At 66.4% G+C, this 13,094-nt stretch carries 12 protein-coding genes; 11 read left to right on the top strand and 1 reads right to left on the bottom strand.

What is annotated here, in order from left to right; genetic code table 11:
• The first annotated feature begins 105 nt into the window (after positions 1-105).
• The 10 genes from ABIA30_RS02870 (at position 106) to pdxT (ending at position 9,673) form a co-directional block, all read left to right on the top strand.
• Entirely contained in the window at positions 106-732 is a 627-nt protein-coding gene (locus tag ABIA30_RS02870) for a PaaI family thioesterase (RefSeq protein WP_370061886.1), read from the top strand.
• Between the two features lie 53 nt (positions 733-785).
• Positions 786-2,846: a threonine--tRNA ligase gene (thrS, locus tag ABIA30_RS02875; RefSeq protein WP_370061888.1), complete on the top strand. Its 2,061-nt coding sequence runs from the start codon at positions 786-788 to the stop codon at positions 2,844-2,846.
• Complete coding sequence (locus ABIA30_RS02880) at positions 2,843-3,466, top strand: HIT domain-containing protein (protein ID WP_370061890.1); 624 nt, start codon at positions 2,843-2,845, stop codon at positions 3,464-3,466. The genes thrS and ABIA30_RS02880 overlap by 4 nt, the downstream gene beginning before the upstream one ends.
• Positions 3,463-4,125, top strand: coding sequence for a phosphatidylinositol phosphate synthase (gene pgsA / locus ABIA30_RS02885; RefSeq protein ID WP_370061892.1), 663 nt, complete (start codon positions 3,463-3,465; stop codon positions 4,123-4,125). The genes ABIA30_RS02880 and pgsA overlap by 4 nt, the downstream gene beginning before the upstream one ends.
• Positions 4,122-5,075 carry a phosphatidylinositol mannoside acyltransferase gene (locus ABIA30_RS02890; RefSeq protein ID WP_370061894.1) on the top strand — a complete coding sequence of 318 codons (954 nt, stop codon included), beginning with the start codon at positions 4,122-4,124 and terminating at the stop codon, positions 5,073-5,075. The genes pgsA and ABIA30_RS02890 overlap by 4 nt, the downstream gene beginning before the upstream one ends.
• A complete protein-coding gene (locus tag ABIA30_RS02895; protein ID WP_370061896.1) occupies positions 5,075-6,205 on the top strand; it encodes a glycosyltransferase family 4 protein in 1,131 nt (376 codons plus the stop codon). The genes ABIA30_RS02890 and ABIA30_RS02895 overlap by 1 nt, the downstream gene beginning before the upstream one ends.
• Entirely contained in the window at positions 6,205-7,236 is a 1,032-nt protein-coding gene (locus ABIA30_RS02900; RefSeq protein WP_370061898.1) for an NUDIX domain-containing protein, read from the top strand. Before ABIA30_RS02895 ends, ABIA30_RS02900 begins: the two co-directional genes overlap by 1 nt.
• 77 nt (positions 7,237-7,313) lie before the next feature.
• Positions 7,314-8,213 carry a pyridoxal 5'-phosphate synthase lyase subunit PdxS gene (gene pdxS / locus ABIA30_RS02905; RefSeq protein WP_370061900.1) on the top strand — a complete coding sequence of 300 codons (900 nt, stop codon included), beginning with the start codon at positions 7,314-7,316 and terminating at the stop codon, positions 8,211-8,213.
• A 39-nt stretch (positions 8,214-8,252) separates the two neighbouring features.
• Entirely contained in the window at positions 8,253-9,098 is an 846-nt protein-coding gene (gene tesB / locus ABIA30_RS02910) for an acyl-CoA thioesterase II (protein ID WP_370061902.1), read from the top strand.
• Positions 9,095-9,673 carry a pyridoxal 5'-phosphate synthase glutaminase subunit PdxT gene (pdxT, locus tag ABIA30_RS02915; RefSeq protein ID WP_370061904.1) on the top strand — a complete coding sequence of 193 codons (579 nt, stop codon included), beginning with the start codon at positions 9,095-9,097 and terminating at the stop codon, positions 9,671-9,673. Before tesB ends, pdxT begins: the two co-directional genes overlap by 4 nt.
• Positions 9,674-9,680: 7 nt before the next feature.
• On the opposite strand, the gene ABIA30_RS02920 is transcribed toward pdxT, so the two are convergent.
• The gene (locus ABIA30_RS02920; protein ID WP_370061906.1) at positions 9,681-10,895 is read right to left on the bottom strand and encodes a lipase family alpha/beta hydrolase; all 1,215 of its coding nucleotides are present in this window, start codon (positions 10,893-10,895) and stop codon (positions 9,681-9,683) included.
• Between the two features lie 120 nt (positions 10,896-11,015).
• On the opposite strand from ABIA30_RS02920, the gene ABIA30_RS02925 reads away from it, so the two are divergent.
• Positions 11,016-12,986 (top strand): ArnT family glycosyltransferase, encoded by a 1,971-nt coding sequence (locus ABIA30_RS02925; RefSeq protein ID WP_370061908.1) that lies wholly within the window; start codon positions 11,016-11,018, stop codon positions 12,984-12,986.
• Positions 12,987-13,094 lie beyond the last annotated feature (108 nt).

The following is a 13,094-nucleotide window of genomic DNA, read 5'->3' on the forward strand; positions in this document are numbered from 1 at the left end:
ACGCCGATTCTCGCCGTCGGCCCCGGTCGCGGCAGCGCTCCTACGCGTCTTCACAGTTGCCGTACAGATACCGGCCGCCACCCGCGGGCGTGATATGAGAAGCAGGTGGAATCTGCGACGGGTGACCTGCATCTAGGCGGCGGTTTCAACCCGCCCGAACCCACTTCGAAGGGCGGCCCCGACTACGGCAGGTTCATCGAGGCCGTCCGGACCGTGGGTGACATGGCCCGTGGGGTCGATGCGCCCGACGACGTCATCACCCAGGCCGCGGCCCTCGTCGAGCAGGCAAATGCTCTCCTGGCCCCGTTCGACGCCGACGAATGGCATTCGCCGTCGGGCAGGCGCATGGATCTGCCCAACCGCGGCGGGGTACTGAACGTGCCTGCCGACCTCAAGGTCACCGACGACGGGCGGATCGCCGGGCCCGTGCGATTCCGCCGCTTTCACCTGGGCCGAAACGGAGCCGCGCACGGTGGAGCAGTGGGACTGCTGTTCGACTCGCTGTTGGGTTTCGCGGCGTTCCGGCTGACCGACAGCCCGTTCCAGCGCACCGCTTTTCTGCACATCAACTATCGACAGATCGCACCGGTCGAAAAGGACCTGCACGCCAGCGCGACCCTGGAACGGATCGACGGTCGCAAGATCTTTGTCACCGGGGCACTGATGGACGGTGACACGGTGCTGGCCGACGCCGAGGCGCTGTTCGTACGACTGAAGCCGGGCCAGCCCTGATGCACCGATAGCATTGGTCGCGATCCACGCCCTGACCGCATAGGAGAGTCCCGATGACCGCCGCCGCCAGCCCCGTATCAGTCGTCCCGATCCGGGTCGCTGCCGGGACTACCGCCGGGGCGGCGGTCCGGGAAGCCGGGCTGCCGCAGCGTGGCGAGGTCGATGCCATCGTGGTCGTCCGTGAGGCCGATGGCCGGCTGCGCGACCTGTCCTGGACCCCCGAGACCGATGTCGAGGTCACCCCGGTGGCAGCCAACACCGATGACGGCCGCAGCGTCATTCGGCACTCCTGCGCCCACGTGCTGGCGCAGGCGGTGCAGGAGCTGTTCCCGCAGGCCAAGCTCGGTATCGGCCCGCCGATCACCGACGGCTTCTACTACGACTTCGATGTGCCCGAGCCGTTCACTCCCGAGGATCTGGCCAAGCTGGAAAAGCGGATGGCCAAGATCGTCAAAGACGGGCAGCTGTTCGACCGCCGGGTGTACGAGTCCAAGGACCAGGCCCGCGCCGAACTCGCGAACGAGCCCTACAAGCTCGAGCTGGTCGACGACAAGTCGGGCGATCCCGACGTCATGGAGGTCGGCGGCGATGAGCTGACCGCCTACGACAACCTCAATCCTCGCACCCGCGAACGGATTTGGGGCGACCTGTGCCGCGGACCGCACATCCCGACCACCAAGTACATCCCGGCGTTCAAGCTGACCCGCAGCAGCGCCGCGTACTGGCGCGGCGACCAGAAGAACGCCAGCCTGCAGCGCGTCTACGGCACCGCCTGGGAATCGCAGGAGGCCATGGACCGGCACCTCGAACTGATCGAGGAAGCCATGCGCCGCGACCACCGCAAGCTGGGCGTCGAGCTGGACCTGTTCAGCTTCCCCGACGAGCTCGGCTCGGGTCTGCCGGTGTTCCACCCCAAGGGCGGCATCGTGCGTCGTGAGTTGGAGGACTACTCGCGCCGCAAGCACCAGCAGGCCGGCTACGAATTCGTCAACACCCCACACATCACCAAAGAGCAGCTGTACATCACCTCGGGCCACCTGGAGTGGTACGCCGACGGCATGTACCCGCCCATGCACATCGACGCCGAGTACACCGAGGACGGTGAGCTGCGCAAGCCGGGGCAGAACTACTACCTCAAACCGATGAACTGCCCGATGCACCACTTGATCTACCGGTCACGTGGGCGCTCCTACCGTGAACTTCCGTTGCGGCTCTTCGAGTTCGGCAGCGTGTACCGCTATGAGAAGTCGGGCGTCATCCACGGCCTGACCCGGGTACGCGGGATGACCCAGGACGACGCGCACATCTACGTCACCCGCGAGCAGATGCGCGAGGAGCTGACCACGCTGTTGCAGTTCGTGCTCGACCTGCTGAGCGATTACGGCCTGGACGACTACTACCTGGAGTTGTCCACCAAGGACCCGGACAAGTACGTCGGCTCCGATGAGATGTGGGACGAGGCCACCGAGACGCTGCGCGAAGTGGCGGTGGCCTCGGGCCTGGAATTGGTGCCCGATCCGGGTGGCGCCGCGTTCTACGGCCCGAAGATCTCGGTGCAGGTCAAGGATGCGCTCGGTCGGCACTGGCAGATGTCGACCATCCAGCTCGACTTCAACATGCCCGACCGGTTCGAGCTGGAGTACACCGCCGCCGACGGTTCGCGGCAGCGTCCGGTGCTGATTCACCGCGCCCTGTTCGGTTCGATTGAGCGGTTCTTCGGCGTGCTGACCGAGCACTACGCGGGCGCGTTCCCGGCCTGGCTGGCGCCGGTGCAGGTGGTCGGTATCCCGGTCGCCGACGCGCACGTGGATTACCTGTATGACGTTGCGGCCCAACTGAAGTCGCACGGGGTGCGGGTCGAGGTCGACGCCAGTGACGACCGGATGGCCAAGAAGATCGTCAACCACACCAACCAGAAGGTGCCGTTCATGTTGCTCGCGGGCGACAAGGACCTCGAGGCCGGTGCGGTGTCCTTCCGGTTCGGCGACCGCACTCAGATCAATGGGGTGCCGCGCGATCAAGCGGTGCAGACCATCGTGGACTGGATCGCCCGCCGCGAAAATGCTTTCCCGACAGCCGAATTGGTGCAGGTCGATCAGGGTTCTCCGACGTGAGTGCAGACGGCGGCATCGTGGATCGCGGCGTCGGCGACATCGACCACCTGCAGCGGCTGTGGACTCCGCACCGGATGAGCTACATCGTCGATGCCCCGATGAAAAAGGGCGAAGGCTCGGCCGCCTCGAAGCAGCCGTTCATCGACATCCCCAAGATGTCCGACGAAGAAGGCCTGATCGTCGCCCGCGGCGAGCAGGTCTATGCGGTGCTGAACCTGTACCCGTACAACCCTGGTCATCTGATGGTGGTGCCCTACCGGCAGGTCTCCGAACTCGAAGACCTCACCGATGCCGAGAGCGGCGAGCTGATGTCGTTCACCCAGAAGGCAATTCGGGTGATGAAGGCCATCTCGAATCCGCATGCCTTCAATGTCGGGCTCAATCTGGGCACCTCGGCGGGCGGTTCATTGGCCGACCACCTGCACATGCACGTGGTGCCGAGGTGGGGCGGCGATGCCAACTTCATCACCATCATCGGCGGCACCAAGGTGATCCCGCAGCTGTTGCGCGACACCCGCAAGCTGCTGGCCGATGAGTGGGTGGCGCAGAACGGCGAGCGCAGCGACGGGGAAGACGACCTTCGGGGCGAGCGTAGCGACGGGGAAGACGACAGTTCGTGAGCGACTTCTACCTGATGACCCGCGCGGCCTACGCGAAGCTTTCTCGCCCGCTGGCGCGCGGCGCATTGCGTATCGGCCTGAGCCCGGACGCGGTCACCGTCATCGGCACCACGGCCTCGGTAGCCGGTGCACTGACACTCTTTCCGACGGGTCACCTGTGGTACGGCGCCCTGGTGGTCTGGTTCTTCGTGCTGGCCGACATGCTCGACGGCGCGATGGCCCGCGAACGTGGCTACGGCACCCGGTTCGGAGCGGTACTGGACGCCACCTGTGACCGGATCGGTGACGGCGCGGTGTTCTGCGGTCTGCTCTGGTGGATCGCCTTCGATATGCACGACCGGCCGCTGGTGGCGGCCACCTTGATCTGCCTGGTCACCTCGCAGGTCATCTCGTACATCAAGGCCCGCGCCGAGGCCAGTGGCCTGAACGCCGACGGTGGCCTCATCGAACGCCCGGAGCGGCTGATCATCGTGCTGGTCGGCGCGGGGTTCTCCGATCTGCCGATCCATCCGCTGCCGCTGGCGCTACCCATCGCGATGTGGCTGCTGGCCGTGGCCAGCATCGTCACCTTGGGCCAGCGGGTGGTCTCGGTGCGTCGTTCGCCGGGTGCGCAGGAGCCGTTGCCGTCGGACAACCCGCAGCAGGAGGACGAGCAATGAGCGTTCCCACCGGCGGCGTGCCGTCGTTCGGCGGATTGAAACTTCCCCTGGGCGAGCAGCTGACCGACCTGGGCTTCGCCGCAGGTTGGCAATTGGTCCGCACCATGCCGGAGTTCGCTGCTCGCAACATGTTTGATGCCGGGGCGTTGTACATGGCACGCGACGGGGGACCGGAGCAGTTGCGCAAGAACCTGTCCCGGGTTCTCGGCTGTCGGCCGAACAAGGTTCCCGGCAGCCTGGTTCGTGCCTCGCTGGCCTCCTACGCCCGGTACTGGCGTGAGGCGTTCCGGCTGCCGTCGATGGACCAGCGCACGCTCGGTGAGCGCCTGCGGCACTGCCTGCTGAACACCGAACACATCGACGCTGGGTTGGAACGGGGCAACGGCGTCATCCTGGCGCTCCCACACAGCGGCAACTGGGACATGGCCGGGGTATCGGTGGTGCACCAGTACGGCAAGTTCACCACGGTGGCCGAACGGCTCAAGCCCGAGTCGCTGTACCGGCGTTTCGTCGAGTATCGCGAGACGTTGGGCTTTGAGATCCTGCCGCTGACCGGCGGGGTGCGACCGCCGTTCGAGGTGCTCGCCGAGCGCCTGCGGGAGAACCGGGTCGTCGCCCTGATGGCTGATCGCGACCTGTCCCGTAAAGGTGTGGAGGTCAACCTCTTTGGTGAGGCCACCCGGCTGCCGGCCGGCTCGGCCAAGCTGGCCTTGGACACCGGCGCGGCGCTGATGACCGTGCACTGCTGGAACACGCCGGACGATTGGGTGTTCGATATCTCCGGTCCGCTGGACACGTCCAGCGGCGACGTCGCGGCCATCACCCAGGGGCTGGCAGCTCGTTTCGAGGCGGGTATTGCCGCGCACCCCACCGACTGGCACATGCTGCAGCCGCAATGGCTGGCCGATCTCTCCGAGGAACGCCGCGCCCGGTTGGCCGGGAACGACTGATGCGCATCGGCATGGTGTGTCCGTACTCGTTCGACGTACCGGGCGGGGTTCAGGCACACGTGCTGCAACTGGCCGAGGTGATGCGCAGCTACGGCCACGAGGTCAGCGTGCTGGCACCTTCATCGTCGGAGACACACGAGAGCCTGCCGGACTATGTGGTCTCCGGCGGCAAGGCGGTCCCGATCCCGTACAACGGATCGATCGCCCGGCTGCGGTTCGGCCCCGCCACCCACCGGATGGTCAAGCGGTGGCTGCTGCAGGGCGAATTCGATGTTCTGCATCTGCACGAGCCCAACGCACCGAGCCTGTCGCTGCTGGCCTTGATGATCGCTACCGGTCCGATCGTCGCGACGTTTCATACCTCGACGACAAAGTCATTGACGCTCAGTGTGTTTCAGGGGATTCTGCGGCCGTGGAACGAGAAGATCATGGGCCGGATCGCGGTGTCGGATCTGGCTCGTCGCTGGCAGATGGAGGCGCTGGGGTCCGACGCGGTGGAGATCCCCAACGGCGTGGATGTGGCCTCGTTCTCGACGGCGCCGTTGTTGCCGGACTACCCGCGGCCCGGCGGCGGCGTGCTGTTCCTGGGACGCTTCGACGAGCCGCGCAAGGGCATGCAGGTGTTGCTGGGGGCGCTGCCCGCGTTGGTCGAGGCCTGCCCCGATGTGGAGGTGCTGATCGTGGGCCGGGGTGATGAGGAAGCGCTCAAAGAGGCCGCGGGCGAGCATGCCGGGCACCTGCGGTTCCTGGGCCTGGTCGACGACGCGGAGAAGGCGTCGGCGATGCGCAGCGTCGATGTGTACTGCGCACCGAACACCGGTGGCGAGAGCTTCGGCATCGTGCTGGTCGAGGCCATGGCCGCCGGCACTGCGGTGGTGGCCAGCGACCTTGATGCCTTCCGTCGGGTACTCGACGCCGGTGAGGCCGGCCGGTTGGTGCCGGTTGACGATTCGGACGCCCTGGCAGAGGCCTTGATCGAGCTACTGCGTGACGAGGATGCCCGCAGCCGCTACTCACGCGCCGGCACCGAAGCCGTGCGCCGCTATGACTGGTCGGTGGTGGCCCAGCAGATCCTGCGGGTGTACGAGACGGTCGCGGGTGCGGGGATGAAGGTCCAGGTGGATGGCTGATGACGCACGTGGTGCTACTTGCGGCGCTGGTAGTGCTGGGTTTGGCGATCCTGCTGCTGGCCGTCTGGGCCTACCAGACCGCACACCGCCTGGATCGGCTGCACGTCCGCTACGACCTGTCCTGGCAGGCGCTGGACAGCGCCCTGGCCCGTCGTGCCGTAGTGGCCCGTGCGGTTGCCGCCGACGCGTACGGACCGCGCCCGCCTGGGCGGCGGCTGATCGGGCTCGCCGACACCGCAGAGGAAGTGCCGCGTCCTGATCGGGAAGCTGCGGAGAACGCCTTGTCGGCGGCGCTGGCACAGGTCGAACCCGCGTCGATCCCGGTGGGGTTGGTCGCTGAATTGGCTGACGCCGAGGCCCGGGTCTTGCTGGCCCGCCGGTTTCACAACGATGCCGTGCGCGACACCCTGGCCCTGCGCGAGCGGCGGCTGGTGCGTTGGCTACGCCTGGGCGGAACCGCCGCCATGCCAACCTATTTCGAGATCGTCGAGCGCGCGTCCCGACACGAGGCCGGGGCGGTGCGGCGGCGGGTCTCGGCCAGGGTGGTGCTACTCGACGAGGACGACCGGGTCCTGCTGTTCTGCGGGTCGGACCCGGCTGTGGCGTCGGCGCCGCGCTGGTGGTTCACCATCGGGGGAGGCGTCGAGCCGGGCGAATCCCTGCCCGCTGCGGCCGTGCGCGAGATCGGCGAGGAGACCGGTCTGTCCGTCGGACCGGGCGACCTGGTCGGTCCGGTGTGGCGTCGCGATTCGGTATTCGAGTTCAACCGGGCGGTGATCCGCAGCGAAGAGTTCTTCTTCGTGTACCGCACGTCACAGTTCGAGCCGGTGACGAGCGGACACACCTCGATCGAGCGCGCGTCGATTCACGGGCACCGCTGGTGTGACACTGCGGTCATCGCGGCGCTGGCTGCTGCCGGAGAGACGGTCTATCCATTGCAACTCGGTGAATTGCTTACGGAGGCAGGGCAGTTGGCCGACGGCCGGCCTGGGCTCTTGGATTCGGCCCGGGCGCCGCAGACCATCCAATGAGCCCGGGCGACGTGCGGGGATAACCGATTTTGCCCGGCCACTAGACTTTGGGTAGTCACAAATCGGAGGAGATAGCTGTGGAAACCGCCCCTGAAACCCAGACCGGTACGGCTCGGGTCAAGCGCGGCATGGCCGAGATGCTCAAGGGCGGCGTCATCATGGACGTCGTCACACCTGAGCAGGCCCGGATCGCTGAAGGTGCCGGCGCCGTCGCGGTGATGGCGCTCGAGCGCGTACCCGCCGACATTCGTGCCCAGGGCGGCGTGTCGCGGATGAGCGACCCCGACATGATCGAGGGCATCATCGAAGCGGTCACCATCCCGGTGATGGCCAAGGCGCGGATCGGTCACTTCGTCGAGGCGCAGATCCTGCAGAGCCTGGGCGTGGACTACATCGACGAATCCGAGGTGCTCACCCCGGCCGACTACACCCACCACATCGACAAGTGGAAGTTCACCGTCCCGTTCGTGTGCGGCGCGACCAACCTCGGCGAAGCCCTGCGTCGGATCAACGAGGGCGCGGCGATGATCCGCTCCAAGGGTGAGGCCGGCACCGGCGACGTCTCCAATGCCACCACCCACATGCGTAAGATCGGCGGCGAGATCCGCCGGCTGTCGTCGCTGTCGGAGGACGAACTGTACGTTGCGGCAAAGGAATTGCAGGCTCCCTACGACCTCGTGGTCGAGGTTGCGCGGGCCGGCAAATTGCCGGTGACGCTGTTCACCGCCGGCGGCATCGCCACCCCGGCGGACGCCGCGATGATGATGCAGCTGGGCGCCGAGGGCGTGTTCGTCGGCTCGGGCATCTTCAAGTCCGGCGACCCGGCCGCCCGCGCCGCGGCCATCGTCAAGGCCACCACGTTCTACGACGACCCGGACACCCTCGCGAAGGTGTCGCGCGGTCTGGGTGAGGCCATGGTGGGCATCAACGTGGAGGATGTGCCAGAGCCGCACCGGCTCGCCGAGCGCGGCTGGTAAGCCGGCCGTGAGCGCTTGTGCGAAGAGCGGACCGCAGTAGTGGCGATCGAGCGGATTCTTGATCTCGAGCAGCTTGAGGTCAACATCTATCGCGGAGGGGTGTTCAGTCCCGAATCCGGTTTCCTGCAGCGCACTTTCGGTGGTCATGTGGCGGGACAGTCACTGGTCTCGGCGGTGCGCACGGTGGACCCGGAGTTCCAGGTGCACTCGCTGCACGGTTACTTTCTGCGGCCCGGCGATGCGCGGGCGAAGACCGTATTTCTGGTGGAGCGGATCCGCGACGGTGGCTCGTTCTGCACCCGCCGGGTCAGCGCCATCCAGCACGGCGAGACCATCTTCTCGATGTCGGCGTCGTTCCAGACCGATCAGAGCGGGATTGAGCACCAGGACGTCATGCCGGTACCGCCGCCGCCCGACCTGTCGAAGGGGTTTCGGTCGGCCGGAGCGTTCGACGATGCCGGGTTCGCCCAGTTCGCCGAGTGGGATGTCCGGATCGTGCCGCGTGACCAGGTGGCCCGGGTTGCGGGTAAGGCGTCGCAGCAGCAGGTGTGGTTCCGCCATCGTGACCCGCTGCCCGACGACCATGTGCTGCACATCTGTGCGCTGGCCTACATGAGCGATCTGACTCTGCTGGGTTCGGCCCAGGTCAATCACCTCGACGTACGCAAGCACATGATGGTCGCCTCGTTGGATCACGCCATGTGGTTCATGCGGCCGTTCCGCGCCGATGAATGGTTGTTGTACGACCAGTCTTCGCCCTCGGCATGCGGTGGCCGCGCTCTGACCCAGGGCAAGATCTTCAATCAGTACGGCGAAATGGTGGCCGCGGTGATGCAGGAGGGGTTGACCCGCTACGTGCGCGGTTTCGCCCCGCCGGCGCAGTGACGCGCGTCGGTGTCCTGGCTCTGCAAGGGGACACTCGAGAGCATCTCGCTGCGCTGCGGGACGCCGGAGCTGAGGCCATCACTGTTCGCCGGCTCGGTGAGCTGAATTCTGTTGATGCTCTGGTGATTCCGGGTGGCGAGTCCACCGCGATCAGTCATCTGCTGCGGGAGCTGGAGTTGCTCGAACCGCTGCGTTCCCGGTTGGCCGACGGGATGCCGTGTTACGGCTCGTGCGCGGGCATGATCTTGCTGGCCACCGAGATCATGGATGCCGGGGTTCCGGGACGCGAGGCGCTGCCGCTGCGCGGGATCGATATGACGGTGCGGCGCAACGCTTTTGGTCGACAGGTCGATTCGTTCGAAGAGGATGTCGACTTCGAGGGGATTGACGGGACGGTACACGCGGTGTTCATCCGGGCGCCGTGGGTCGAGCGGGTCGGCCCGGACGTCGAGGTGCTGGCGCGCGCGGGCGGCCATCCGGTTGCGGTACGGCAGGGGCGCATGCTGGCCACCGCTTTTCACCCCGAGGTGACCGGCGACCGTCGTATCCACAAGCTGTTCGTCGACTCGCTGTAGGGCGAAGTCACGGGGTCAGCCACTGCCGCAGCTGCTCATAGACCGCGTCGTTGTTGAGCAGTGTGAAATGGTTCGCCTTGTTGAGGTGCATCCGGTTGCCGGGTGGAAAATCGATGCGCCGCGTGCGGCTCCGGCCGTGGGCGCTGGGTACCTGAACCAGTCCGTCGCCGATCAGCCAGCCGATCGGGTTGGCGGCGCTGCCGGTGAGTGTCGCGCTGACGCAGTAGTACGACACTCCGTCGAGCAGTAGTACGTCGATCTGCGGATCGGCTTGCAGCGCATCGGGATTGCGGTCCTGCCAGTCACGGTCGTCGAGGGAGCCGAAGCGTAGGTCTCGGATTCCGGTGCTGCGCCGGCGCAACAGGGTGCCCAGCGGGCGGGTCTCGGGCAGCGCATCGAGTGCCGCCGATCCGAAGTGGACGAGTTTCTCCAGCGGAGCACCGGTGTGCGGGGTGCCGAGGGTGACGACATTGCGGACCAGATCCACCCAGGACTGGTCGGGCGCCGCGCATGCAGAGCGGATCACCAGGCCGCCCATGGAATGCCCGACGAGCGAAACGGTCTGGACCGGTACCGGCCACGCGGCGACCAGCCGTCCCAGTAGCTCGGCGAGAAGTCGGCCGTTCTCGGAGATGTGCAGGCCGGTGTTGTAGCGGATCTCGACACCGGTGAGGCCGATATCGGAGCCGAGTCGTCGGCTGTAGGTGGGCCGGTCGCCGAGCGCCCAGAATGCCTCGGTCTCCATCAGTCCGTGTACGAACACCACAATGTCCGCCGCGGCGTGGGGAAACGCGGTCCGGATCGATTCCGGGTCGGGGTCTATCCGTCGCCGGTCCACCCGGACCGACATGGTCGTCGCCAACGGCGAGCGCTGTTCGTGCAGGCGGTCACCGATCAGACCCTGCACCGCTGCGAGCGCCCCGGCGCCCCGGGCATGGTCGGACAGCCGGGGAGTAGCCGCCATCTGCGCATCGACGGCCGTGCCGATCGCAGGTGCAGCAGCCGTTGCTGTGTTGGCGACAGCCGTGTAGACGCCGTCGGTGATGGCGTCGTAGATGATCTTTGTCGGCTTGACGGCCGGTCCGACGCCGAACCCGACATAGCGGAACACCCGGTCGGAAATGGCCCGCTGAATTTTGTGGATGCCGCCGACCGCGGTGCCCAATTCGCGCAAGCTGAGTTCGGCAAGTGCGCCGGCTTCGCTGGTGATCGGGCTGTTCATGCAAAGAGTGTACGAATGTTCACTGAATTCGTAACGCGTTAGTTATCGAAATCACGCAGTCATAGGCACGACTGGAGGGCTTCACAGGTGAGGCATAGCTGGACCGGTCTTAATGGTGGCGTGAGTACGACATCTGGAGCTGTCTTGGACGCCCCCGCCACGCCGGACGTTGCCGAGCTACGCAGTCGGTTCTCCCTGCAGACCAAGGCGGGTGAGCGCGGCGCGCTGGCGGCATTGCTGATCGTCACCGCGATCACCTATCTGTGGAACATCACCATCAACGGCATGGGCAACGGCTTCTACGCCGCGGCCGCGTGGGCCGGATCGAAGAACTGGGAGGCGTTGCTGTTCGGGTCGCTCGATCCGAACAACGTCATCACCGTCGACAAGCCGCCGCTGTCGCAGTGGGTCATGGCCCTGTCCGGCCAGATCTTCGGTTTCAGCAGCGCCAGCATGCTGGTTCCCGAAGCATTGATGGCGGTCGGTGCGGTCTGGTTGCTGTACGCCGCGGTGCGGCGGATCAGCGGTCCGGCGGCCGGCCTGTTCGCCGGCGGGCTCCTGGCCCTGACCCCGGTGGTCGCTCTGATGTTCCGGTTCAACAATCCCGACGCCGCCATGGTGCTGTTGATGACGCTGGCCGGCTACTTCACCGTCCGGGCCCTGCAAGCCGGTGTCGACGACTCGGCTCGCCGCGGTGGCGGCAAGTGGATGGCCTTGGCCGGCGTGGCACTCGGCTTCGCGTTCCTGGCCAAGATGCTCGAAGGCCTCATGGTGATGCCGGCGCTCGGGCTGGTGTACCTGATCGCCGCACCGGTCACGCTGCGCCGCCGGATCTGGCACCTGCTGGGCGCATTGGCGTCGCTGCTGATGTCGGCGGGCTGGTTCGTGGTGTTGACGCTGCTGTGGCCCGCGTCGTCGCGGCCCTACATCGCCGGCTCGACGAACAACAATTTCATGAATCTGGTGCTGGGCTACAACGGCTTCGGCCGATTGCTCGGCAAGAACCACATGGGCAAGGGCGCTCCGGAAGGACCGTCGCAGGTGCACACCGTCACCGGTGAACACGTCGGCCACGCCGCCGGTGAGGCAGTGAAGGCCTCGCAGCACCACGGAGGTGGCTTCGGTGACCAGATTCAGGGACTGCCAAGGCTTTTCACCGGTGAGTTCGGGTTCGAGATCGGCTGGCTGATCCCAGGCGCCCTGCTGGCATTCGTGCTGGTGCTGATCTCCCGGGGCCGAGCGCCTCGCACCGACCTGGTCCGGGCCGGCGCCATCCTGTTCGGCGGCTGGCTGGTGGTCGACGGCCTGGTGTTGAGCTTCATGAAGACCAATGTCCATCCGTATTACTGCCTGTCGTTGGCACCCGCGATGGCCGGGATGTTCGCCATCGGGGTGGTCGAAATGTGGCGCCGGCGTGAGTCGATGTTCCACCGGATCGGCTTGGCTGCAATGCTTTTGACCAGTGGTGTGTGGGGCTTCGTGGTCCTGGGCCGCAATGCTGACTGGATGCCCGCACTGCGCTGGATAATCCTGGTGGTGTCGGTCGTTGCCACCGTCGCGCTGGTGTGGGCCGGCGGTCAGGACGCACGCAAGCGGATCGCGACACTTGCGTTGGGGCTCGCACTGTTCGGCGCGGTCGGGGGATCGGCGGCGTACACGATCGCCACCTTCGGCCAGTCACACACCGGCGGCGGCCCGTCGGTCGGCCCGGCAGACAAGGACGACAACGGTCACGGTGGCTGGGGCCAGGATGACGACAATGCCGAGCTGGACGCGCTGCTGAAAGCCACCAACACCAAATGGTCGGCGGCCATCAACCGGTCTTCGGCGGCAGCGAATCTGGAGCTGGCCACCAAGACACCGGTGATTGCGATCGGTGGATTCGGCGGCAGCGACCCGGCGCCGACCTTGCAGCAGTTCCAGTCCTACGTGGCCAACCACGAGGTCGGCTACTACATCGTGGCCGACAACAACGGACACGGCGGCGGCAACGTGCATTCAGACATCGCCGACTGGGTCAGTACCAACTTCGCTCCGATGAAGGTCGGATCGGACACCGTCTACAACCTGACGGTGCCCACCCAGAAGTAGTAGCGCGGTGCGATGGCAGCCCGGCGGAATCGTCGGGCTGCCATCGCATGTGACCGTCTGATCCGGGTCGGCCGACCATCCACGTAAACTGGACCGTCGAGGCTTCAC

The sequence above is a fragment of the Mycobacterium sp. MAA66 genome, from assembly GCF_041261665.1.
Lineage (GTDB): Bacteria > Actinomycetota > Actinomycetes > Mycobacteriales > Mycobacteriaceae > Mycobacterium.

Excerpts from the sequence above, each read along its gene's own strand:
- ABIA30_RS02900 (WP_370061898.1), top strand. The coding sequence starts at position 6,205 with ATGACGCACGTGGTGCTACTTGCGGCGCTGGTAGTGCTGGGTTTGGCG.
- ABIA30_RS02920 (WP_370061906.1), bottom strand. The coding sequence starts at position 10,895 with ATGAACAGCCCGATCACCAGCGAAGCCGGCGCACTTGCCGAACTCAGC.
- ABIA30_RS02890 (WP_370061894.1), top strand. The coding sequence starts at position 4,122 with ATGAGCGTTCCCACCGGCGGCGTGCCGTCGTTCGGCGGATTGAAACTT.
- ABIA30_RS02895 (WP_370061896.1), top strand. The coding sequence starts at position 5,075 with ATGCGCATCGGCATGGTGTGTCCGTACTCGTTCGACGTACCGGGCGGG.
- thrS (WP_370061888.1), top strand. The coding sequence starts at position 786 with ATGACCGCCGCCGCCAGCCCCGTATCAGTCGTCCCGATCCGGGTCGCT.